This is a genomic window from Devosia sp. Z6_126 (assembly GCF_058133495.1).
Genome location: NZ_JBYUNO010000001.1, coordinates 798,013 through 820,741, shown reverse-complemented (window position 1 = coordinate 820,741; position 22,729 = coordinate 798,013). Strand labels below are relative to the sequence as shown.

General features: G+C 63.4%; 21 protein-coding genes. 9 read left to right on the top strand and 12 right to left on the bottom strand.

All coding sequences use genetic code 11. From position 1 onward, the window contains the following. Window positions 1-112 precede the first annotated feature (112 nt). From AC3YOG_RS04000 to AC3YOG_RS03965, 8 genes are all read left to right on the top strand, one after another. Window positions 113-1,408: an ABC transporter substrate-binding protein gene (locus AC3YOG_RS04000; protein WP_489934167.1), complete on the top strand. Its 1,296-nt coding sequence runs from the start codon at window positions 113-115 to the stop codon at window positions 1,406-1,408. 3 nt (window positions 1,409-1,411) lie between these two features. After that, window positions 1,412-2,359: a carbohydrate ABC transporter permease gene (locus tag AC3YOG_RS03995; RefSeq protein ID WP_489934166.1), complete on the top strand. Its 948-nt coding sequence runs from the start codon at window positions 1,412-1,414 to the stop codon at window positions 2,357-2,359. Next, a complete protein-coding gene (locus tag AC3YOG_RS03990; protein ID WP_489934165.1) occupies window positions 2,349-3,236 on the top strand; it encodes a carbohydrate ABC transporter permease in 888 nt (295 codons plus the stop codon). Before AC3YOG_RS03995 ends, AC3YOG_RS03990 begins: the two co-directional genes overlap by 11 nt. Window positions 3,237-3,398: 162 nt before the next feature. Further along, window positions 3,399-4,415, top strand: coding sequence for a Gfo/Idh/MocA family protein (locus AC3YOG_RS03985; RefSeq protein ID WP_489934164.1), 1,017 nt, complete (start codon window positions 3,399-3,401; stop codon window positions 4,413-4,415). Beyond that, the gene (locus AC3YOG_RS03980; RefSeq protein WP_489934163.1) at window positions 4,412-5,497 is read left to right on the top strand and encodes a Gfo/Idh/MocA family protein; all 1,086 of its coding nucleotides are present in this window, start codon (window positions 4,412-4,414) and stop codon (window positions 5,495-5,497) included. Before AC3YOG_RS03985 ends, AC3YOG_RS03980 begins: the two co-directional genes overlap by 4 nt. A gap of 10 nt (window positions 5,498-5,507) precedes the next feature. Continuing rightward, window positions 5,508-6,566: an ABC transporter ATP-binding protein gene (locus tag AC3YOG_RS03975; protein WP_489934162.1), complete on the top strand. Its 1,059-nt coding sequence runs from the start codon at window positions 5,508-5,510 to the stop codon at window positions 6,564-6,566. 193 nt (window positions 6,567-6,759) lie between these two features. Continuing rightward, window positions 6,760-8,634 (top strand): ABC transporter ATP-binding protein, encoded by a 1,875-nt coding sequence (locus AC3YOG_RS03970; protein ID WP_489934161.1) that lies wholly within the window; start codon window positions 6,760-6,762, stop codon window positions 8,632-8,634. Window positions 8,635-8,700: 66 nt separating this feature from the next. Further along, window positions 8,701-9,546: an alpha/beta fold hydrolase gene (locus tag AC3YOG_RS03965; protein ID WP_489934160.1), complete on the top strand. Its 846-nt coding sequence runs from the start codon at window positions 8,701-8,703 to the stop codon at window positions 9,544-9,546. 22 nt (window positions 9,547-9,568) lie between these two features. Here the strand turns inward: AC3YOG_RS03965 and AC3YOG_RS03960 are convergent, their stop codons facing one another. From AC3YOG_RS03960 to AC3YOG_RS03925, 8 genes are all read right to left on the bottom strand, one after another. Beyond that, a complete protein-coding gene (locus tag AC3YOG_RS03960) occupies window positions 9,569-10,354 on the bottom strand; it encodes a GGDEF domain-containing protein (protein ID WP_489934159.1) in 786 nt (261 codons plus the stop codon). Continuing rightward, window positions 10,351-12,123 carry a sensor domain-containing phosphodiesterase gene (locus AC3YOG_RS03955; protein WP_489934158.1) on the bottom strand — a complete coding sequence of 591 codons (1,773 nt, stop codon included), beginning with the start codon at window positions 12,121-12,123 and terminating at the stop codon, window positions 10,351-10,353. The genes AC3YOG_RS03960 and AC3YOG_RS03955 overlap by 4 nt, the downstream gene beginning before the upstream one ends. A gap of 145 nt (window positions 12,124-12,268) precedes the next feature. Further along, window positions 12,269-12,418, bottom strand: coding sequence for a hypothetical protein (locus AC3YOG_RS03950; protein ID WP_489934157.1), 150 nt, complete (start codon window positions 12,416-12,418; stop codon window positions 12,269-12,271). A gap of 123 nt (window positions 12,419-12,541) precedes the next feature. Next, a complete protein-coding gene (locus AC3YOG_RS03945; RefSeq protein ID WP_489934156.1) occupies window positions 12,542-13,597 on the bottom strand; it encodes an ABC transporter substrate-binding protein in 1,056 nt (351 codons plus the stop codon). Window positions 13,598-13,638: 41 nt separating this feature from the next. Beyond that, on the bottom strand, window positions 13,639-14,889 hold the full coding sequence (locus tag AC3YOG_RS03940) for a DUF1501 domain-containing protein (RefSeq protein WP_489934155.1): 1,251 nt from the start codon (window positions 14,887-14,889) through the stop codon (window positions 13,639-13,641). 17 nt (window positions 14,890-14,906) lie between these two features. Then, window positions 14,907-16,631 carry a DUF1800 domain-containing protein gene (locus AC3YOG_RS03935; protein ID WP_489934154.1) on the bottom strand — a complete coding sequence of 575 codons (1,725 nt, stop codon included), beginning with the start codon at window positions 16,629-16,631 and terminating at the stop codon, window positions 14,907-14,909. A gap of 125 nt (window positions 16,632-16,756) precedes the next feature. Further along, a complete protein-coding gene (locus tag AC3YOG_RS03930; RefSeq protein WP_489934153.1) occupies window positions 16,757-17,605 on the bottom strand; it encodes an ABC transporter ATP-binding protein in 849 nt (282 codons plus the stop codon). Beyond that, window positions 17,602-18,477, bottom strand: a complete 876-nt coding sequence (locus AC3YOG_RS03925) for an ABC transporter permease (RefSeq protein ID WP_489934152.1) — start codon at window positions 18,475-18,477, stop codon at window positions 17,602-17,604. Before AC3YOG_RS03925 ends, AC3YOG_RS03930 begins: the two co-directional genes overlap by 4 nt. Window positions 18,478-18,717: 240 nt before the next feature. Between AC3YOG_RS03925 and AC3YOG_RS03920 the strand changes: the two genes are divergently transcribed. Next, window positions 18,718-19,788, top strand: coding sequence for a LysR family transcriptional regulator (locus AC3YOG_RS03920; protein WP_489934151.1), 1,071 nt, complete (start codon window positions 18,718-18,720; stop codon window positions 19,786-19,788). On the opposite strand, the gene AC3YOG_RS03915 is transcribed toward AC3YOG_RS03920, so the two are convergent. The 4 genes from AC3YOG_RS03915 to AC3YOG_RS03900 form a co-directional block, all read right to left on the bottom strand. Continuing rightward, entirely contained in the window at window positions 19,785-20,201 is a 417-nt protein-coding gene (locus AC3YOG_RS03915) for a DUF4260 domain-containing protein (protein WP_489934150.1), read from the bottom strand. The two genes, AC3YOG_RS03920 and AC3YOG_RS03915, sit on opposite strands and share 4 nt — an antisense overlap. 150 nt (window positions 20,202-20,351) lie before the next feature. After that, window positions 20,352-20,552, bottom strand: a complete 201-nt coding sequence (locus AC3YOG_RS03910; RefSeq protein WP_127755089.1) for a hypothetical protein — start codon at window positions 20,550-20,552, stop codon at window positions 20,352-20,354. 560 nt (window positions 20,553-21,112) lie between these two features. After that, window positions 21,113-21,931 carry an ABC transporter permease gene (locus AC3YOG_RS03905; RefSeq protein WP_489934149.1) on the bottom strand — a complete coding sequence of 273 codons (819 nt, stop codon included), beginning with the start codon at window positions 21,929-21,931 and terminating at the stop codon, window positions 21,113-21,115. Then, on the bottom strand, window positions 21,931-22,725 hold the full coding sequence (locus AC3YOG_RS03900) for an ABC transporter ATP-binding protein (RefSeq protein WP_489934148.1): 795 nt from the start codon (window positions 22,723-22,725) through the stop codon (window positions 21,931-21,933). Before AC3YOG_RS03900 ends, AC3YOG_RS03905 begins: the two co-directional genes overlap by 1 nt. Window positions 22,726-22,729 lie beyond the last annotated feature (4 nt).

The following is a 22,729-nucleotide window of genomic DNA, read 5'->3' as shown; positions in this document are numbered from 1 at the left end:
CATCGACCAAAGTCTGACACAGTGTTGTAACCAGTTGGTGAGTTAGCGGCGGGGGAGGCCGCGCTCGTATCCGTCCCTGACCAGGGCGGGCAGCTGTTCATGGGAGGACATCATGACAATTCGTATCGACCGCCGCGGCTTTCTGCTCGGCAGTACGGCCCTGATGGCGGGAGCCGTCACCGGCATTCGCCCGGGCTTTGCCCAGGAAGGCGCCAATCTGCGCCTGATCTTCTGGGGCGGCCAGGCGCGCGCCGACCGCACCTATGGGGTGACGGATCTGTTCACCGCAGCCAATGGCGGTGAGATCCAGGGCGAGTTCCTGGCCTGGAACGATTACTGGCCCAAGCTCGCCACACAAACCGCTGGCGGCAATGCGCCTGACATCATCCAGATGGATTATCGCTATATCGTTGAATACGCGAACCGCAACGCCATCGCGCCGCTCGACGAATTCGTGGGCACTACGCTCAAGCTTGACAATTACGATGCCGACCAGCTCGAGGGCGGCAAGGTTGGGGGCAAGCTTTACGGCGTCAGCCTTGGCGCCAATTCGGTTTGCACCCTGATCAACACCACCGCATTCGAGGAAGCGGGCGTCACCCCGCCCACCAATGCCTGGACCTATGATGACCTGATGGCCATGGGCGAGGCCTTCAAGTCGGCCAATATCCGTGGCGGCATGAAGGCCATCATGGATGCCTCCTATACCGAGCCGGCGCTCGACAACTGGCTGCGCCAGCGCGGCAAGGCCCTTTATACCGCCGAAGGCCAGCTGGGCTTTGGCGTCGAGGACATGACCGAGTGGTTCACCCTTTGGCAGGGTCTGCGCGAAGCGGGCGTCTGCGTTGCCGCCGAAGAACAAGCGCTTGATACCGGCCCGCTCGAAACCACGATGCTGGTGCAGCAAAAGGCGGCGCTGATGCCGTCCAACTCCAACCAGCTGGTGGGCTACCAGGCGCTGATGGAAGACAAGCTCGATATGTGCGGCCAGCCGCGCATCGCTGCCGGGCAGGGCGGCGGGCATTACCGCAAGCCTTCGATGTTCTTCTCGGTTGGCGCCAATTCGCAGAACAAGGAGGCGGCCGCCAAATTCCTCGATTTCTTCATCAATGATGTGGAAGCGGGCAAGATCCTGGGCGTAGAACGCGGCATCCCGCCAGCAGTGGCCGTGCGCGAAGCTGTGGCGCCGACGCTGGACGAAGCCAACCAGATCGCCCTCAATTTCGTGGCGAACCTGGGTGACCTGTTGGGGCCGCTGCCCCCGCCACCACCGGCCGCCGCGGGCGAGATCGACATCTCGCTGCTGCGGACCGTCGGCCAGGAAGTGGGCTTTGGCGCCCGCTCGCCTGAAGACGGCGCCCAGTACTTTGTTGGCGAAGCGACCGCCATCCTGACCCGGGCAGGCTAATCCATGACTGCGCGCTCCCTTGCACCCGACGCTCCTGCACGGGAGCGCGCGCATTCTCCCTCCTTCCTGTCCCGCATCTGGCACAATGATGCGCCGGGCTATCTGTTTTTGCTGCCCTGGTTCATCGGCTTTTTCGGCCTGACCATCGGGCCGATCATTTCCTCGCTTTATCTCAGCTTCACCGATTTCGACCTGCTGACTGCCCCTGACTGGGTTGGCGCGGACAACTATGTCCGCATGTTCACCAATGATCCGAAATTTGCCGCCTCCATGCGGGTGACGCTGTTTTTCGTGCTGTTTTCGGTGCCGCTGAAGCTGGCCTTTGCGCTGGGCGTCGCCATGCTGCTCAATCGTGGCATCAAGGGGCTGCCCCTCTACCGCGCGCTGTTTTATCTGCCATCGCTCCTGGGTGCTTCGGTCGCCATCGCCATTCTGTGGCGGCAGATCTTTGCCGGCGACGGCCTCGTCAACCAGCTGCTCGCGCCACTCGGCATTGTCGGCCCGAGCTGGATTTCCAATCCGCGCTATTCGCTTTGGACGCTGGTGATCCTATCGATCTGGCAGTTCGGCTCGCCCATGATCATTTTCCTCGCCGGACTGCGCCAGATCCCAACCGACATGTATGAGGCCGCGAGCCTTGATGGCGCCAGCCGCTGGCGCCAGTTCGTCAAGATCACCCTGCCGCTCCTGACCCCGGTGGTGTTCTTCAACGCCATCATCCAGACCATCGACGCGTTCAAGAGCTTCACCCCCGCCTTCATCATTTCGGGCGGCACCGGCAATCCGATCAATTCGACGCTGTTCTATACGCTCTACCTCTACCAGGAGGCCTTCGGCTTCTTCCGCATGGGCTATGCCTCGGCGCTGGCCTGGGTGCTGCTGGCGCTGGTAGCGGCGTTCACCGCGTTCTCGTTTTTGACCAGCAAGTACTGGGTGCATTATGACGACTGACGCGCCCCGCCTCGAGGTCGTGACGGCCCATACGCCTTCGCCGCTGCGCCGGCGCCTGACCACCATTCTCATCCATGTGCTGCTGATCGGCGCCTCGATCGCCATGCTCTATCCGCTGCTCTGGATGCTGTCGGCCTCGGTGCGGCCGGAAAACGAGATTTTCAACGCCACGAGCCTTTGGCCCAGCGAATGGAGCCTCGATGCCTATCGGCGCGGCTGGAACGGGTTGCGGGTGAGCTTTGGCACCTTCTTTTCCAACAGCTTCCTGATCTCGATCCTGTCGGTGCTGGGCAATGTGATGGCCTGTTCGCTGGCCGCCTATGCCTTTGCCCGGCTCAAGTTCCGCGGGCGCAATTTCTGGTTCGCGCTGATGCTGATGACGCTGATGCTGCCCTATCAGGTCACGCTCATTCCCCAATATGTGCTGTTCCGGCAGCTGGGGTGGATCGACACCATCCTGCCGCTGGTCGTGCCCAAATTTCTCGCGGCCGATGCGTTCTTCATCTTCCTCATGGTGCAGTTCTTCCGTGGCCTGCCACGCGAGCTCGATGAAGCCGCGCAAATGGATGGCTGCTCCCCCTGGCGCATCTATTGGAAGATCATCCTGCCGCTGTCGACGCCGGTGCTGGCGACGGCCGCGATCTTCACCTTTATCTGGACCTGGGACGATTTCTTCGGGCCGCTGATCTATCTCAACGAGATGCGGCAATACACGGTGATGCTGGGCCTGCGCACCTTCACCGACTCCACCGGCGAAAGCGATTACGGCGCGCTCTTTGCCATGTCGGTGCTCTCGCTGATCCCGATCTTTGTGTTTTTCCTGTTCTTCCAGCGGCTGCTGATCGAGGGCATCGCGACCACGGGGATGAAGCGGTGATGACTGAGGGGAACACCGGCCCGGTTCCCTCCCCTTGGGGGTGCGGACCCGGCCTGCGCTCCACTCGGGGGGAACGGCCGGCACCCCCACCCCTGACCCCTCCCCTCAAGGGGGAGGGGAAGAACAGCCCGACACTCCCGGTCCAAAAGAACTGAGTAGACCATGACCATCAAGATTGCCGCGATCGGCATCAATCACAGCCATATCTATGGGCAGGTTAATTGCCTGCTCGATGCCGGTGCCGAACTCGTGGCGTTTCATGCGCCCGAGGACGATCTGGCGGGCCAGTTCGCGGGAAAATACCCGCAGGCGCGGCGGGTTGCCGATCCCAAGGCGATCCTTGAGGACGAGAGCATCGCGGTGATCCTGACCTCGGCCATTCCTGCCGAGCGCGCCGCCATTTCCATCGCCGCCATGCAGCATGGCAAGGACGTGCTGTCCGACAAACCGGGCATGACGAGCTTTGCCCAGCTCGAGGAAATCAAGCGCGTGCAGCGGGAGACCGGGCGCATTTATGGGGTGCTGTATTCCGAGCATTTCGAGGTGCGCGCCACGGTCGAAGCCGGCAATCTGATTGCCGCGGGCGCCATTGGCGAAGTGATCAACACGGTGGGGCTCGGACCCCATGCCATCCGCAACAACCAGCGGCCCGACTGGTTCTTCGACCGCAGCCGCTATGGCGGCATTTTGTGCGATATCGCCAGCCACCAGTTTGAGCAGTTCCTGTTCTTTTCCAATAGCCTGGATGCCGAAATCATCTCGGCGAGCGTCGCCAATCGCGCCCATCCCGACCGGCCCGGGCTGCAGGATGTGGGCGACACGCATCTGCGCACGCCTCGCACCACCGGCTATATCCGCGTCGACTGGTTTACTCCCGAGGGCCTGCCCACCTGGGGCGATGGCCGGCTGACCATTTTGGGCACCGAGGGCTATATCGAGCTCAGAAAATATATCGATATTGCCGGCCGGCCCGGCACCGATCACCTGTTCCTCGTCGACAAGTCCGGGGTGCAGCATGTGGATTGCTCGGCGACCGAACTGCCCTTCGGGCGGCAGTTCCTCGAGGATGTGCGCAACAGAACGCAAACGGCGATGCCCCAGGAGCGGTGCTTTAATGCCATGCAGCTGGCGCTGACCGCCCAGCAACTGGCCGAACGCGGCACGGAGTGGCAGCAGTGAAAGAGATCTTCAACGTCGCCATTATCGGCTGTGGCATCGGCCGCTCCCATATCGTGGAGGGTTATGCGCCCAATGCCGACAAGTTCCGCGTCCTTGCGCTGTGCGATCTCAACCCCGAGCGCATGAACCCCATTGCCGATGAATTCGGCGTGCCGCGGCGCGAAACCGAGTTCGACGCCGTGCTGGCGATGGACGATATCGACATCATCGATATCTGCACCCCGCCCATGCTGCATTACCCCATGGTGGTGGCGGCGCTGCGCGCGGGCAAGCATGTGATCTGCGAAAAGCCGCTGGTGGGCTCGCTCGCTCAGGTCGACGAGGTGATCGCCGAGGAAAAGAAGTCCAAGGGCATGCTGATGCCGGTGTTCCAGTACCGGTTTGGGGATGGAATCGAGCAGGCCAAGGCCATCATCGATGCCGGGATCGCGGGCAAGCCTTATGTGGGCACGGTGGAAACGCTGTGGACGCGCGGGCCTGATTATTATGCCGTGCCCTGGCGGGGCAAATGGGCGACCGAGCTCGGGGGCGTGCTGATGACCCACGCCATCCACCAGCATGACCTCTTCACGTATCTGATGGGCGACATCAAGCGCCTGTTCGGGCGGGTGGCGACGCGGGTCAACGACATCGAAGTGGAAGATTGCGTCACCGCTTCGCTCGAGCTCGAGAACGGGGCGCTGGGGAGCTTTACGGCGACGCTGGGCTCGGCCCAGGAGATCACGCGGCTGCGACTGGCCTTCGAGAATGTCACCTTCGAAAGCGATCACGAGCCCTATAATCCGGGCAACAAGCCCTGGACCATTTTGCCGCGCAACGCGGAAACGCGCGAAAAGATTGAGGCGCTGCTAGCCGATTGGCAGCATGTGCCGTCGCGGTTCCAGACGCAGATGGCGCGGTTTCATGCGGCGCTGATGGGCACGGCGCCGCTGCCGGTGACCTCGGCCGATTCGCGCCGGGCGCTTGAGCTCGTCACCGCGTTTTATCATTCCTCCACCACCCACGAGGATGTGGAGCTGCCCCTTCGGGCCGAGCATCCCCGCTATTCCAGCTGGGTGCCGCCCCAGTTCCAGCCGGCTTAAGGAGCGTTTCATGGCCACCAGTGTCGTGCTCGACAATATCCGCAAGGCCTATGGCGATATCGAGGTGATCCATGGGGTGGATTTGCGCATCGAGCCGGGGGAATTCACCGTGTTTGTGGGGCCCTCGGGGTGCGGGAAATCCACGCTCTTGCGCATGATTGCGGGGCTCGAGCCCATCACCGGGGGCGATCTGCTGCTCGATGGGCAGCGCATGAACGAAGTGCCCGCCGCCCGTCGCGGCATTGCCATGGTGTTCCAGAGCTATGCGCTTTATCCGCATATGACGGTCTACCAGAACCTGGCGTTTGGGCTCGAAACCGCGCGGGCGCCAAAAGCCGAGATCGAGCAGCGGGTGGCGCGGGCCGCCGAGATTTTGCGCATCGAGCCGCTGCTCAAGCGCAAGCCCAAGCAGCTCTCGGGCGGACAACGCCAGCGCGTCGCCATTGGGCGGGCGATCGTGCGCGAGCCCAAGATCTTCTTGTTCGACGAGCCGCTGTCCAATCTGGATGCCGAGTTGCGCGTGCAGATGCGCGTCGAGATCGCCAAGCTGCACAATGACCTGGGCAATACCATGATCTACGTGACCCATGACCAGGTCGAGGCCATGACCATGGCCGACAAGATCGTGGTGCTGCGCGCCGGGGTGATCGAGCAGGCGGGCGCGCCGCTCGAGCTCTACAACAATCCGCGCAACCTCTTTGTGGCGGGCTTTATCGGCTCGCCCAAGATGAACTTTTTGCCCGCCCAGGCGCAGGGCAATGCCAATGAGCTGCAGGTCGCGGGCGACCGGATGAGCCTCAATCGCGCGGCAACCGGGGCAACGACGCTCGGCATCCGGCCCGAGCATATCAGCGTGACCCCGGGCGCCGGCACGCGGCTGGCGAGCGTGCGGGTGGATCTGGTGGAAAGCCTTGGCGGCCAGACCGTGGTTTATGCCACCACCGCCGACGGGCAGGCGCTGACCATCGTGCTGGAGGGGCAGCGGCAGTTTGCGTTGGGGTCGGATATCGAAACCTTCATCGACCCCGCGCGGGTGCATTTGTTCGACAAGGACGGCCACGCCTTTTAGCGCCCGCTTTTCCGCTGCGTCGGGTGTGGCGGTGGAGTGGGGGATCGGGTGCAACACAATCTTAAGATCTGGCGCCCATCGTCCGCGGGCTGGTTTTGTTGAACCTCCAAGCCAACTTGCCGCCCCGGCCTGCCGCGGGCGGCTCTTCTTTGCGGGCGTTGTTGCGCATGGCGGCGGGGACTAGGGTGGGGCCATGAGTGTGTTGACGCCCCTTCATCGCCTGTTCGAATCCTGGATCGACCCGTTTCGGGCGCCCCCGACGCTGCAGCCTCCCGGCACGGGGCCGCAGTTTTTCTGGCATTATGTGCGCCAGGCCAAGCTGCCGTTCCTTGCGCTTTTGGTGCTGGGCGGGGCGGTGGCGCTGGTGGAAGCGGCGCTGTTTTACTATGTCGGGCGGCTGGTCGATATTCTGGACGCCGCCAATCAGGCGGCGGGCTGGAATGGCCTCCTCGCCAGCGCGGGTACCGAGCTTGGCATCATGCTGGTGGTGGTGCTCGTCGTGCGCTTTATCGTCACCTGGCTCTCGGCGGCGGTGGAAGAGCAGACGGTCAATCTCGGGTTTTACAACCTTGTGCGCTGGCAGGCCTATTCGCATGTGATCCGGCAGAGCCTGTCGTTCTTTCAGAACGATTTTTCCGGCGCCATTGCCAGCAAGGTCTGGCAAAGCGGCGGAGCGGTGGGCGATTTCATGGTCGCGCTGCTCCAGGTCGTGTGGTTCATCGCCGTTTATGCGCTGACAACGCTGGTGCTGGTGGGCCAGCTCGATTGGCGGCTAGGGGCGGCGGTGGCGCTCTGGATCTTCGCCTTTGCGCTCCTCGCCTGGTATTATGTGCCGCGCATGCGCCAGCGCTCGGCGCAGGCGGCGGAAGCGGCCTCGGCGCTCAATGGCCGGATCGTTGACAGCTTTGCCAATATCCAGACGCTGAAACTCTTTGGCTCGAGCGATGAAGACGACCGCTTTGTGCGCCGCGGCTTTGACGGCTTCATCGAAGCCATGCGGCGCCTCGCGCGTACGCTGGTGGGGGTGCGCGCGGCCATGGGCATGCTGTCGGGCATCGCCATTGCCGGGATCGGTGCCCTTTCCGTGCATTTGTGGACGCAGGGGCTGATCTCGGTGGGCGGAGTAGCCTTTACGCTGGGGCTGGTGCTGCGGCTTTATAATCTTCTTGGGCGCATGATGAACCAGCTCAACGGGCTGATGCGCAATTATGGCACGGCACAGAACTCGGCCGAACTGATCGCCCGGCCGCTGGCGCTGGTTGATGCGCCCGATGCCAAGCCGCTGGTGGTGACGCAAGGCGCGATCAGGTTCGAGAACATTTCGTTTCACTATGGCCAAACGCAGGGGGTGATCGAGGGGCTCAATCTCGATATTGCGCCGGGCGAACGGATTGGGCTGATCGGGCGCTCGGGAGCGGGCAAGTCGACGCTGGTCAATTTATTGCTGCGCTTTTACGACCTCGAGGGCGGCCGGATCACCATTGACGGGCAGGACATTGCCGGGGTGACCCAGGCCTCGCTGCGCGCCAATATCGGCGTCGTTACGCAGGATACCGCGCTGCTGCACCGCTCAGTGCGCGCCAATATCGTCTTTGGCCGACCCGAGGCGAGCGACGCCGAAATGGTCAGCGCCGCCGAAATGGCCGAGGCCGACGAGTTCATCGAAACCCTGGTCGATCACCGTGGGCGCACCGGTTACGACGCGCAGGTCGGCGAGCGCGGCGTCAAGCTATCGGGTGGGCAGCGCCAGCGGGTGGCGATTGCCCGGGTGCTGCTGAAAAACGCGCCCATCCTGGTGCTGGACGAGGCGACTTCGGCGCTGGACAGCGAGGTGGAAGCGGCGATCCAAAGCCAGCTGGAACGATTGATGGCTGGCAAAACCGTGATCGCCATTGCCCATCGCCTTTCCACCATTGCCGCGATGGATCGGCTGGTGGTGCTGGAAAAGGGCCGCATCATCGAGCAGGGCACCCATGCCGAGCTCTTGGCGCATGGCAAGACCTATGCCCAACTCTGGCAGCGGCAATCGGGCGGTTTCCTTGATCCCGCGGAGGTCGGCGGCCGCTAGAGATCCCTGGCGGCTCAGTGGAGCCGCCGCGCCAACGCGGCTTTTTGGGCCAAGAGGAGAGCTGAAATGCGCATGATAGCAAGCAGTGGTGGAGCGCAACTGGCAAGTGTGGCGGAAGGGGAGCGGCTGGAAGGGACGATCCTCCTTGTCATGGGCGCCACGGCATCCATGGTGTGGTGGCCCCAATCGCTGGTGCAGGCGCTGGCTGGTGCGGGGTTTCAGGTGATCCGGTTCGATCATCGCGATACTGGCGCCTCCACGACCAACCCGCCCGGAGATATCCGCTACACCATCCAGGAGCTTGCCGATGATCTGGTCGCTATCCTGGACGCTTATGGGGTGCGTCGAGCCCATCTGGTGGGCATGTCGCTGGGCGGGTATCTCGCCCAGATCGTGGCGCTGCAGCATCCCGAGCGCGTCGCGACGCTGGCCCTGCTTTCGGCCGAACCGCTGGGCATGAACTACCAAGGCGAGGGGATTGCGCCGGCACTGCTCGAGCATTTCGGCACTTTCGGCTCGGTCGACTGGAGCGACGCTGCCGCGGTTCGACGCTTTATGCTGCGCGATGCCGAACTCTGCGCTGGTACTGCCGTGCCGTTCGACACCGATGCTGCGAGCGCCCGGATCGAACAGGAGCTGAGCCGAACGCAAAGCATGGCCAGTGCCTTTAATCACGGCTCGGTCGGGGGCGAACTTGATCCGGGCTTGAGCGTGGCTGATTTACGGCTGCCGCTCCTGGTGGTGCATGGCAGCCAAGACCCGGTAATTTCCCTCGCGGCAGCACGCACCAGCGCCGCCGCTGTGCCCGGCGCGGAACTGATCATCCTGCCCGAGCGCGGCCACGAACTGCTCGAAATGGACATGCCCGAGATTGCCGCAGCTGTGGTGCGCAACTGCGCACGCGCGTCGTGATGCCAGGTGACCAGCCCCGGGGTCAAGCGGCCAGTGGCGGATCGGTGAAGTGGCGGAACAGCACCCGGTTGCGCCCGGTGGCCTTGGCACCATAAAGCCGCTCGTCTGCCAGCGAGAACAGATGGTCATAGGTGGCGAGCCCGTTATAAGTCACGCCCCCAATGCTGACGGTGATTTCGTCTGATATGGCCGGCAAGGGGAGCTTGAGACTGCCAACCGCCTGGCGGATGCGCTCGGCAACTGTTCGCGCTTCCTCGGGGGTTGCACCGGGCAGGAATACGCCAAATTCCTCGCCCCCGACGCGCCCGACAATATCGGCCCCGCGCAGCATGCCCTTGATGGTGCCGGCAATCAGCTTGAGCGCCTCATCGCCCAGTTGGTGGCCGAAGCGATCATTGATGTTCTTGAAATGATCGGCATCGATCACCAGCAGCGCACCCGAGCGCAGATTGGCATGGGCGCGCGATTGCTCGAGATAAGCGTCCACCATCATGGTGAAGGCGCCCCGATTGAGCACGGCGGTCAGGCTATCGGTAGACGCCAGCTTGGCAAGGTCGCGCTGGGCGATGGCCAATTGCCGGATCTTGCTCATCAGCAAGAACAGCAGCGGGCCTGCCAGCGCACTGGGCAGCAACAGGTCGACTGCTATGGCCCGCCGGAACTCGTCAAGGGTCATGGTGGGGAAATTGAAGGAGTCCACGAACAGCGCCGCGCCCGCGCAGAAGATCATCCCGGCAAGGGTAACCAGCCAAACGCGAAGGCGTCCGGTGGCGGAAAAATCGAACTGCATGGCCACGCGCTTGCTCATGCCGCGACGTGGTGCTTGGTGCCGGGGTCGCGGGCGTGCAACCAGGCGGTGAAGGCTTGGGCGGGCACCGGCCGCGAGATCAGGTAGCCCTGGGCTTCATCGCACCCGGCCTCGCACAGGAAATCATAGGCAAGCTGGGTTTCCACCCCTTCGGCCACGACGCGCAAACCAAGCTCCTGGGCCATGGTGATCATGCCCCTGACCAGCGCACTGTCGGCACCACCGGGCACGAGGGTCCGGATAAAGCTCTGGTCGATCTTGATGATCTCGGCAGGAATGTCCTTGAGATAGGAAAAGCTGCTGTAACCCGTGCCGAAATCATCAATGGCGCAGGCAATGCCAAGCGCGCGGATAGCAGCGAGATTGATGAGGATCCGCCCCTGGTTGCGGATCAGCCCACTTTCGGTGAATTCGATTTCGAGCGCCTGGGCGGGCACGGCGTAGCGGGCAAGGGCCTCGCCCATCCGCTCGGCAAAATCGGCTTCCTCGAGATTGGCCGGCGATACATTGACCGAAATCTTGAGCTCGAGCCCGGCGGCGCGCCAAACGGCGGCCTGTTGGAGCGCCGCCTCGATCACCCATTGGGTCAGGGGACGCGCCAGTTCAGTGGCTTCGGCGAGCGGAATGAACTCGCCGGGGGCAACATTGCCCAGCGCGGGATGCTGCCAGCGCAGCAGCGCTTCAACGCCATCGCACCGCCCGGTGCGCAGATCGATGCGCGGCTGGAAGTGAAGGCTCAACTGGTCGGGGGCAAGCAGGGCATCATGGAGGCCATCGAGCAGGGCATAGCGCCGCTGATGGGCATCATCGAGCGCCACCGAATACAGCCCGACGCTTTTGCCGGCGTCGCGTGCATCCTGGGCGGCCCCAAGCGCGGCGCGCAGGACCTGGGCGGGCGAGACTTCGCTGAGGCGGAAGGGCATCAGGCCCACCACCGGCGCCGAAGCGGCGCGGTCGCGCCCAAGGGCTGTTTCGGCCACTTCCGCGAAATGGGCTTGGACCTGATCGAACAGCACCTGGGGATTGTGGCCGACGAGGACCGTCGCGAACTGGGTGACGCCGACCTGATAAAGGGTGGCTTCGCCTTTGAGGCGCTCCTTGATGGCGCCGGCGGCGGTCTTGATCATGGTGTCGAGATAGGCGGGGCCAAGAATGCGCATGCACTGGTTGAGCTGAACGGGCTCGACCAGATCCACCAGCATGGCGATGCGCTCCTGCCCGGCATGGTCGCGGCTGAGATCCTCGAGGTCTTCGGCAAACTGGTTGCGATTGGGCAGGCCACTGGCCGGATCGATGCGCCCCAGGGCATGCTGCAGTTCGACCTGCGCCATGACCATGGCGGCCAGATCGGTGAGGATGCGCGCTTGTTCGGGGGTGATGGTGCGCGGCTTGGTATCAAGAACGCACATGGCGCCCAGGGTGAACCCGTCACGCGTGGTCAGGGGCGCGCCGGCATAAAAGCGCACGCCGCTCTGGTCGAGCACATTGCCCTTGAAGCGCGGATCCTGGGAAAGGTCGGAAACCACCAGCACATCGCCCAGGCGCGTGACTTCGGCGCAGGGGGCGCGGTCGCGCGGAATCTCGGTGCCGCAGCCTACGCGCGACTTGAACCATTGCCGGTCCTTGTCGGTCAGTGAGACCGCGGCGATGGGGGCACCAAAAATCTGGCTGGCCATGCGCGTGATGCGATCAAAGCTTTCGCTGGGTGCTGTGTTGAGCAGACCCAAATCATTGAGCGCCCGGAGCCGCTCGCCTTCATCCTGCTGCATCACGCTTTGCCTTTATCGTCCGTTGTTGCGTAGCTCAAAGTTACGGCGGGAAGATGAAAAAGGTTTAAGCGCAAGATTGCAGCTGCTGAGCACAGTTAATGCGGTGTTACCCGGGGGGATCAACTGCAACCGATATTGGAGCTTTTCAGCGCCCGCCGGCAAAGGCGGCGAGCGTATCAGTCAAGCTGGCAAGCAGGGCCGGATTGTTCCACACCACGAGGCCGCCGGCACCCAGCGCCACCACCAGCAAGACGCCGAAGATTTTGCGCAGGACGGTGAAAACGAGCCAGACCACGACAAGGCCAACAAGGCCCAGGATAATCAGGGTAGTGGTATCGGTCGGGATCGGCTGGCTCCGTCGGGTCGTGGCAGCCGCGGCTCCGGCTCGGGGCGGGAAACGCGGCTGCGCTGGGTTGGCTTAGCGCTTGTCGAGCACGTCGCCTTCAAACACGCCAAGGTTTTCCAGCATCTTTTCGTTGAAACTGAGGTCAACCAGATCGTCGAGCGGAACGGGAGCGATTTCGGCAAATTCCGGATTGGCATAGGCGAACTCGACCGCAGCGGCCAGATTGTCCGGGTTCATGCAGCCATTGACGCACCAGCGCGAGGTGTTAAGCGCGGCGGTGGCGGAGATGGCTTCGGGGGAAAGGTCATCGCGGGCAGCGGCAATGGCGGCTTCCCAGGTGGCGGGATCGTTCTGCATGGCGCGGGCGGCATCGGCCAGGGCATCGGTGAAGCGCTGCAGCGCGTCGCGCTTGGCTTCGATCGTGGGCTCGAGCGCGGCGACGAACTTGGCCTGGCCGGGCGAGCGCTCGGCGAAGTCATCGGCGTCCACCAGCACATGGATGCCTTCCACGTCGGCAATTGACTGATAGGTGCCGAACGAGACGGTGGTGGCATCGACCTGGCCGGCGGCCAGCGCCTGGACGCGGATATCGGGCGCGCCGATGGCGACGAAATTGGGCGCGTCGGTCGGGATGTCGTAGCTGTTGAGGACCGCCACGGTCAGGTTGTGATCAAGGCTGCCGCTATCGGCGATGGCAAAGGAGCGCCCGGCGAGGTCCTCGACCGTTTCGATATCGTCCTTGGCGGCCATGAGAAAGGCGCTGCCGGAAGACACCGCGGTGATGCCGCGGATCGGCACGTCGTTTTCGGCGCGCAGGCGGATGGCCGATTCGATGGTGATATCGGCCACATCAACGGCACCCGAATTGAGGGCAGCGACGGCCTGGGGCGTGCCATCGAGGGTGACGACATTCACCTTGACCCCGTGCTTTTCGTAAAAGCCCATATCCTGCGCGATGCGGAAAATCGAGCCGGTGGTCGGGTTGAAATTGGCGTCGGTGCTGGCCAAGGCGAGGTTGATCTCGGGCAGATCGGTGGATTGGGCGAGGGCGGTGCTGCCGAGCAGGCTGGCAAGGGTCAAACCGGTGGCAAGGGCGGCGGCAAGGGGGCGGGTGGGGTGAGCGGACATGGCACTACTTTCTGGTGACGGGTTGGACTGTTGGGTCCGGGTTAGTGTTTGGGGGCAAAGAGGGGGATGGAGCTGAACTCGCTTTTGAGGATGCCCGAGGGATGCTCATGGCCCATCCAGCCCTCGATGAGGGTCGAGTAGATGCGGCGGTAATCGGTGGTGAATTTGAGATTGCCGTCGTCGAGATCGGTGAGGCTGGGCACGCCGCCATAGTGGCCGCCCAGGACCGGCTTGCCGATCACAAAGGCGGGGCCCGCGGTGCCGTGATCGGTGCCAAGGCTGGTGTTTTCGGCGACGCGGCGGCCGAACTCGCTGAACACCATGACAACCACGTCATCGCCGCGCCCGACCCGCTCCATGTCGCGCACAAAGGCGGCGATGTGGTCGGAGGTATAGGCCCAGAGCCGGGCATGGGTGTCGCCCTGATAGACATGGGTATCAAAGGCATTGTTGCGATAAGGGACGTAGTAGACCTTGGTGGGGAACTCGGCGGCAATAAGGGCGGCAACGCGTTCGAGGCCGAAGGGCACGAGGCCATAATCGATGGGGCTGGAATAGGTGTTCCAGGCCTCGCGCACCAGATGCTCGGAGCTGTTGGCGCTGGCCGCCACGTCAAAGAGGAAATCCTCGGCGGGATTGCGCCCGCCATTGCCGAAGCGGGCGTCGAGCACGCCCAGGGCCGGCTTTTCCTCGTGCAGCACCCGGCGGGTGAAGTTGTCGGGGTTGTTGAAGACCAGCGGCACATGGTTCATCGAGCGCACGGCCAGGGACTGGTTGTCGTCGATATTGACGAGGAAATTGGTGGTGTGGCCGAGCGGATCGATGGCATCGGCCATGCGCCCGAGCCAGCCATAGGCCTCGCCGCTATTGGGCGCGCCGGTCTGCCAGAAGGCCATGGAGGAAAAATGCGAGAACGAGGGCTGGTCATAGCCCACGCCATGCACGATCCCCATCATGCCGTCCTTGTAGAGCCGCTCAAAGCCGCTCATGGTTTTCTGGAAGCCGAACTGGTCGTCGATCTTGAGCAGCTTGTCGGGGCGGATCCCGAGATGCGGGCGGGCATTGTAATAGGCGTCATCGCCATAGGGGATGACGGTGTTGAGCCCATCATTGCCGCCCGACAGCTCGACGATAACGAGGATGCGCTCATTGGCATCGGCCTGCGCTTGGGCGACCCTGGACCAGACCGGCGAGCTGCTGATGCCGCCCGCGCCGCCCAGCACCATGCTGCCAAAGCCGCTTTGCAGAAGGCCTTGCTTGTCGGTGCCGCTGAGTTTGGGTGGTTTTGCCATGAAAAGGTCTCCGCCGGTCAGGCCAGCTGATATTGCGGTGCGCTCATGATGAGATGGGCGGCCATGCGCAGGCCGTGCTCCATATAGGTGTCGGCTTCCAAAAGGCTCGTCGTACCCAGCTCTCCGTCGAGCGTTTCGATGAGGACAGCGCGGGCGGGCGGGGCGAGGGGCACGCGCAGCAAGCGCCGAGCGAGCAGGTCGACCGCCTCGCCCGTTGTCGCGGCGCCTTCGGTGCGCAGCATGTCGGACAGGCTGAACTGGGCGGGGGCGCGGGGCGTCGGCTTGAGCTTGCGCAGCGCCTCCTGATAGCCCACGAGGCTCCCGTAGCGGGTATTGAAGCTTTCCTGGATGCCGGCGGCCATGCTGGGCGAGGCGCCTTCCTCGAGGGTGGCCGCGGTGATCTCCATGCCCGAAAGGATATTGGCATTGACCCGCTTGACCACCCGCCCTGGGTTGAACAGGGGATCGGTGAAGTCGATCACATTGGGGAACATCACTTCGCGGGCGAAATTGGCGCGCTCGAACAAGAGCCCCGGCGTGATCCAGGCGCGACCTTCGCCCCAGCCGGCGACGGTGGGCGGATAGAGCAACACCTGGCCCAGGGTCTTGCCGACGCTCCAGGGGTCGGGAATGCCGGGCAGTTCCCCAATCCCGAGCTTGCGATAGGTCGAGACGATCAGCTCGGTCGGGGACTTGATATGGGCCGCGATCGAGGGCTCGGCATAAAAATCCTCGGACAGGAAAATGGTCTCGAGGAACGGGGCGATCTCGTAATTGCCCGCGCGCAGCAGGTCGCCGAGAGTTTGGGCGAAGTCCGGCGAAATCTGCTCGCGCACAAAAAAGCGGTAGAGCTTGGCGGCAATGTAATTGGCGGTTTGCGGCTGCTCGAGGATGATGTGGAGGATATCTTCGCCGGCAAAGGCGCCGATGCGGCCAAGGAAATTCTTGATCCCGGTATCGTGCTTGTCGGGATCAACCACGAAGGTGAGATCGTCATTGCCCCAGCCGGTAAAGGCGCGGGCGGCTTCGCGGATATCGTCCTCGGTGTAATTGCCCACGCCCATGGTGAACAATTCCATGACCTCGCGGCCGAAATTCTCGTTGGGCGCGCCTTTCACATTCTGGGCGGCATCAAGATAAACCAGCATGGCCGGATCCTTGGCCACGGCTTCCAGCAGGGCGCCGAAATTGCCGCTGGCGCCAGCGCGCAAAGTGCCGAGTTGAAGGAGCGCCTTGCGGTAATCGCGCAGCTTTTCTTCGCTGGTGGCAAAATGGCCGTGCCAGAACAGGGTCAGCTTTTCTTCGAGCGGACGGTTGGTGCGCACCATGCGATCGAGCCACCAATAGCCGATGCGCCGGGTTTCGAGCGTCGTCGCGCGGGCCCAGTAAAAGAAGCGATTGGTGACGGCCTGCAGGGGGCGGGGGCCGCTGGGCTTGGCGCGCACGCCCATCGCCTCGCCGGTTTGTGCGGCAAGGGTGGTGGCCGCGGGCCGGCTGACCGGAAAATCCTTGAGCGTGGGGTCCCAAAATCCAGATTCCTCGAAGGGCGGCAAATGGCTGTTGTCGTGCTGCCGGTAGTGCACGAGGCTGGCGACGGCAGCGGCCGGTGTCACCGCGGCCAATTGCTCGATCTCCTGGGGCGTTCCACCAAAACCGGCGCGCTCCAGCAAATGCGCCGCCAGCTCATAGCTCCAGGCGGCGTCGGAAAGTGGCGACAGGTTTTCAGCGCGTGGCAGGCTCAATGTGGTCCGGTACCTTTGGCACCCCGCTTGGCGCGCGGGCGCGCGCGGAACAACCGGGAGGTTGCCCGCCCCATAAGATCACCGATCGGGACGCGCTAACACTCTATGAGACCTATAGGAAATTCCTATCCGGCGGTGGTGGTCGGCGCCGGATCGTCGAGGGGAAAGGCGCCGGCCAGTTCCTCGAGCTGGGCGCCATCGCGCACCATGTCGTGAATGCGGCCCCAGAGATGGGCGCGCATGTCGGCGAATTGGGGCAGGGTGCGCGGATCGGTGTCCCAGCGCGCCTCGGGCAAGCGCACATCGACGATCTCGTCGACCCGGCCGGGGCGCGGGCGCAGGAGCACGATGCGCTGCGACAAGAGGATCGCTTCATCGATGTCGTGGGTGACGAAAACGATGGCAATGCCGCGCCGCGACCACATCTGCCAAAGCTCGCGCCGCAGCACTTCGCGCGTCATGGCATCAAGGGCGGCAAAGGGCTCGTCCATCAGCAGCACTTTGGGCTCGACGGCAAGCGCGCGGGCGAGGCCCACGCGCTGTTGCATGCCGCCCGAGAGCTCATGGGGAAAGGCGCCGGCAAAATCGCGCAGTCCGACGGCGCCCAGCAGGGCCGAGGCGCGCTGCGCCCGCTCGCGCCGGCTCATGCCCCGCAGCGAGAGCACAAATTCGATATTGCCCGCGACCGACAGCCAGGGGAGGAGGCGGGCGGACTGAAACACCATGGCCAGGTCCGGCCCCGGCTCGGGCGGGGCACCAAGCACGCTGACCTCCCCCTCATCGGCGGGGGTAAGGCCATTGATGATGCGCAGCAGCGTGGTCTTGCCGCAGCCGCTGGGGCCCACGAGGCTGACAAACTCGCCCGGGGCGATATCGAGCGAGATGTTCTCGATCGCGCGGATCTGCCCATCGCGAAAGCTCTTGCCGACACCGCGCAGCGAGATCAGGGGGGTGGGTGTGGGGGCTTGGGTCATTGGGCGTTCCTTTGCGCCACGCGCCAGCGCCCGAAGCGCCGTTCGGCCCAGCGCAGGAGGGCGGTGAGGGCGGTGCCCAGGGCCATGAGGACGATGACCACGGCAAAATAGCGATCCATCTGGAAGCGATTGCCGGCGGCGGCCAACAAGCCGCCAAGGCCGGACTGGGCCATGGTCAGCTCGGCAATGACGGTGCCCACGGTGCTGATGGCAGCGCCGATCCGCAAGCCACTCAGGATGGAGGGCAGGGCATCGGGCACCATCACCCGCCAAAACAGGGTCAGCCGCTTGGCGCCAAAGGCGCGGGCCATTTCCACAAGGTCCTTGTCGGCATTGGCAATGCCGGCAGCGGTGTTGATGAGAATGGGAAACAGCGCCGCGTTCCAGACGACGACGATCTTGGCTTCGGTATAAAGCCCGAACCAGACAATGATCAGCGGGATAAAGGCCGCGCCGGGGGTCGAGTTCATCGCATTAACGAACGGGTCGAGAATGCGCCCGACGAGGGGAAAGCCCCCGAGCACAATGCCCAGCAAAATGCCGGTGCTAGCCGAAAGGAGGAACCCCAGCCCGATCACGGTCAGCGATTCGCCCAAGGCGCGTAACATGGTGCCGTCGGACCAGAGCTTGATGCTTTCATCGAGAATGTCGGTGGGCTTGGGCATGATCAGATTGCCCGCGCTGGCGTTGAGCGCGAACATGCCCAGGATCAGGAGGAGCACGAGGCCGATCTGGATCGCGAGCACCAGCGTGCTGGTGCGCCGGCGGCGGTTTTGCGCGCGGCTGGCAAGGTCTGTGCTCGACAGGCTCGATGATGGGGCGGGCGCGGTTGAGCGGGCCGGCGGCTGTGGCGGTTGCCCTTCTCCGATCATGCCGCTATCCCCCTCTTTAGGCTGCACAAGGCGTGGCACCCGATGCAATTCAGAGCGGGCAGACCGCGGTCCGGATGGCCGCTGCTGGCGATAGTTGGACCAAGCGGTTGAACTATTCAAGCCGCACTGGACGAGGGGACCGGGCGCCCCGCGGCGCTTTGCCCGTGCGGCGGAGGCGGGTTTGGGCTAGATCTGGGCCCCTGGTGCCAGGGGCCGGGCCAAAAGAAAGTTTGATCCGGAATGGATGACAAGCAGGCGATAAAGCCGGGAGCCAAGACAGGGAGCAAGGCGCGGGGTCGCGCGCGGGTCACGAGCGCGGCGCAGCCGCGAACCGGGGATCTGACCCTCCACCAGTTGCGCATTTTCTGGGCGGTGGCCCGCTCGACGACCCTCACCAATGCGGCCAAGCAATTAGGGCTGACCCAGCCGTCGCTGTCCCAGCAATTGGCCAAGCTCGAGGCCAATGTCGGCACGCTATTGTTTCATCGCCGCTCCAACGAGATGGAACTGACCGAGGCCGGGCAATATCTGTTGCCCAAGGCCGAGCAGGTGCTGCGCTCGATCACCGAACTCGAGGACGGGCTGGGCCAGTTCGGGGCCGGGCAGCGGCTGACGCTGCGGCTGGCGGGGATCAATTCTGTGCTCCGCGTGGTGCTGCCCCGCGCGGTCGGGGCGCTGCAGGGGCAGTTTCCCGAACTCGAATTCGACCTCTTGGAAAGTGCACCCGGCGAGATCCTTGATCTGCTGTATAGCCGGCGGGTGACGATCGGGCTTTTGGCCGCCAATTCGGTGGCGCAGGCCGGCGTGGGCTTTGTGCAGGTGCCGCTGCTTGAAGACCCCTATGTGCTGGTCGTGCCCAAGGGGCTCGAACTCGATGGAGTGAGCGATCCGCAGGCCCAGTTGCCAGCCGAGGGGTGGCGGCTGCTTAACCAGGCCATCCAGTTCAGCTTTGGCAGCCGCCACGCGAGCCGGGTAGCCGATTGGTATGCGCGCCTCCTGCCCGAGCACCGGGTGGTGGCGCAGTGCCGCTCGTTTGAAACCGCGATCGGACTGGTGCGGGCGGGGGCCGGGGTGTGCCTCGCGCCGGCGCTGGCCTCTGTGGGGATCGATGGCGTGCCGAGCGATGTGACGCTGTATCGGGTGCAGGCGCCGCCCCGGCGCATCGTGGCGCTGGTGCCTTCGCAGTACCGGCGGGTCGAGCCTTATGCGGCAATGCTGGAAGCGCTGCAGGCGAGCGCGGCTGGCTATGTCGCTCCCCCTATCGCCGCAACGCCGCCGTGGCTGGCGCTGGATAGGGCCGAGGAGTTCTAGGCTTCAGGGGCGGTGCTCGCCTTGCCGATCGCGCCTAGATGGGTGTGGTTGAAGGCCGAGGCATATTTGAGCCCATAGCCAAGGGCGCGGTCAAAACCGATATGGGCGGCAAGGATCAAGGCAAATTGCCAGATGAGCTCAACGCCAAGCGCCCAGCCAAGGCCGCCAAGGAGTGCCGCCAGCACATAGCTGTGGGCCGTGTTGTATACGGCGGCGCCGGCCCTGGCATTGAGGGCATAGCCGGCAAAGCTCAGATCGGGCACGAAAAACAACAGCACGAACAGCCAGGGATTGCCGCCGCTGGCGAAATAAGCGGCGGTCGCCCCGGCGAGCACCGCCAGCGCTTCAAGTCGCAGCACGCTGCGCACTCCACCCGTCGCCGCGCCAATTGGTGAAGATTTGCCCTGGTCCATAGCTGCCCCTTGCTGCTGCCTTGCGCGATAGTCTAGCGCGGCGGGGAGGGGGTTGGCGACTGGGCTCAAGCGGCGCCGGCCAAGACCGTTTTGGGCGCCTGGAGGGCGGGTCGAGCATTCCGCCCGGCCCGCCGGAAATTGGTTTGACCCTTAGGTCGAGATGCTCAGAATATGGCTTTCAAAGGCAACAAAGTCGCCCTCGATCCGCGTGCCGTCACTGACCAGCGTGCGTTCGCCGCTGATGCGCAGATAGCCTTCGCCGAGCACTTCCTCGATGATGTCATCGAGCTCGCGCTCATCGGTGAAGCCGATCTTGGTGCCATCGCTCGTGGTGAGTTGATAATCAGGCAATTCGCTCTCCTGTTTTCGACGGTTCGTGCATCAACGCCGCAACCGGGCAAAAGGTGCGACGGGTTCTGACGCGCTGTCGGGGAGGAATATGATCGGGTGGAACGCTGATTCGGCTCGCGGTCACAGACCCACGCGGCGCCAACCCCGGAAAAACAAAAAGGGTCCCGAAGGACCCTTTGTTTCTCAAGGCTTGCCGGCCTTGAGAATTGGAGCGGGCGATGGGATTCGAACCCACGACCCTAACCTTGGCAAGCTAGGAATTGCCCCGTTCGAGCAGTGCATTAGCGTGCACGTGAATACGCCCGAGTGCCCGTGTTTACGGGTTCCGATTAGCTCCGCTGAATGCCTTTAACTCGTAGCGGATGCAATCACGGTGAAATTCCTTGCACCGCTGTGGAATGCCGTAACGGGAACCGCTGAGCAACCGGCATCCCGAATTAAAAGCCTTCGGGTTGCCTGCCCTTCGCGTGACCGGTCCGAGTTGATTGTTTTAGGCTCTGTCGTCGCAGTGCCGTTCACATGCAGCAACTTTTCTTTGGTACCGGCGAAGAGGTTCATTTTTATTCCCCCTGACCGGTTACTTGAATATGCCAGGGTGCAATTACATGCTCGAGCCATTGCACGAATGCATTGAGCACGATGGCAAAGGTCAAGAGCACGATGATAGGTGCGAACATTTCGGCCGTCTCGAAATTGTTGGCAGCCGTTAGGATGATGCCACCTAATCCAGAGAGCGCCGTGAAGAACTCTGCCACGATCATGGCAATGATGCCCTTGCCAACCGCCAGCCGTATACCGGCCATGATATGGGGCACGGAGGCGGGTAGGACGATCTTTTGCAGGATGTCCCGTCGTGAGCCGACAAACGATTCGCCCACCTCTATCAGCGACTTGGGGATGGATTTAACGCCCGACCATGTGCTCATGCAAATGGGAAAGAAAGACAAGGTAGCGATGATTGCGACCTTGACGGTGAAGCCCAGCCCGAACCAGAGCATAAAAAGTGGTGTGATGGCGATCAGCGGCATGGCATTGCCCGCCGTGACATAGATGCCGAAGGCCGCTTCCATGAAGCGGAACCTACCGAGCAGCATGCCGATGGGGATGCCCAAGATGGCGGCGATGCCGAAGCCGACCACAAAGGGCTGCAGGCTCTGGAAGAAGGCCCGGGGGAGACGGCCGCTGAGAGTGAGTTCGACTATCTTGGCCGCAATGGCGGACGGATATGAGCCGAACAGCGGATTGACTTGGCGACCGAAAATCTCCCAAAGCAGCAGCGCGATGGCGACCGACGCGACAGTGATGACCCGGCGGCTCATCAGAATAGTCGCAAGGTCCATGTGCATGCTGGCTGGCGCGGTTGTGGCTTCGGTGTTCATTAGGCGGCCTTTCTCGCGTCGGCGTCCATTTCGGTTTTCAATAACTCCCACAAGCGCAGACGCTTGTCGCCGAACTCGGGATTACCACGCAGTGCGGCAAGGCTGGGACGGGGCCGGGGCAGGTGCACATCGAGGGTCTCGGCAACACGTCCGCGACTCATGACCACAACCCGGTCGGCCAAGAGCACGGCTTCGTCGAGATCATGGGTGACGAGGATAATGGTCTGCTGCGTCTTAGCTTGGATGGTCAGAAGCTCGTTCTGCAGACCCTCGCGGGTTTGGGCGTCCAGCGCGCCGAACGGCTCATCCATCAGGAGCACGTCGGGGCCGATCGCCAGTGCCCGGGCAATGCCGACGCGCTGCTTCATGCCGCCAGACAGCTGGTGCGGCAAGCGCTCGGCGGCGTGACCTAGGCCGACTAAGTCCAGGTAGCGCCGGGCTTCTACTACCCGGGTCGGCTTGTCCATGCCCTTGAGTTCGAGCCCGAAGGCCACGTTGTCAACGGCATTGCGCCAGGGCAGCAGTTCGGAGTGCTGAAACACCATGCCGCGGTCATAACCGCAGGCACTAACCTTCTTGCCGTTGACCACCACCGAGCCACCGCTGGCCTGTTCGAGGCCCATAATGATGCGCAGCATGGTGGTCTTGCCGCAGCCGCTCGCTCCAGTGATGGCGACGATCTCGCCCCGTTCGAGAGAAAAGGAGACCCCGCTCAGCGCGTGCACTTCGCCTTTGGCGCCGGCCACCTTGGTTTTAAACGTCTTAGTGACGTTCTGGATTTCGACCAGCGCCATTGCG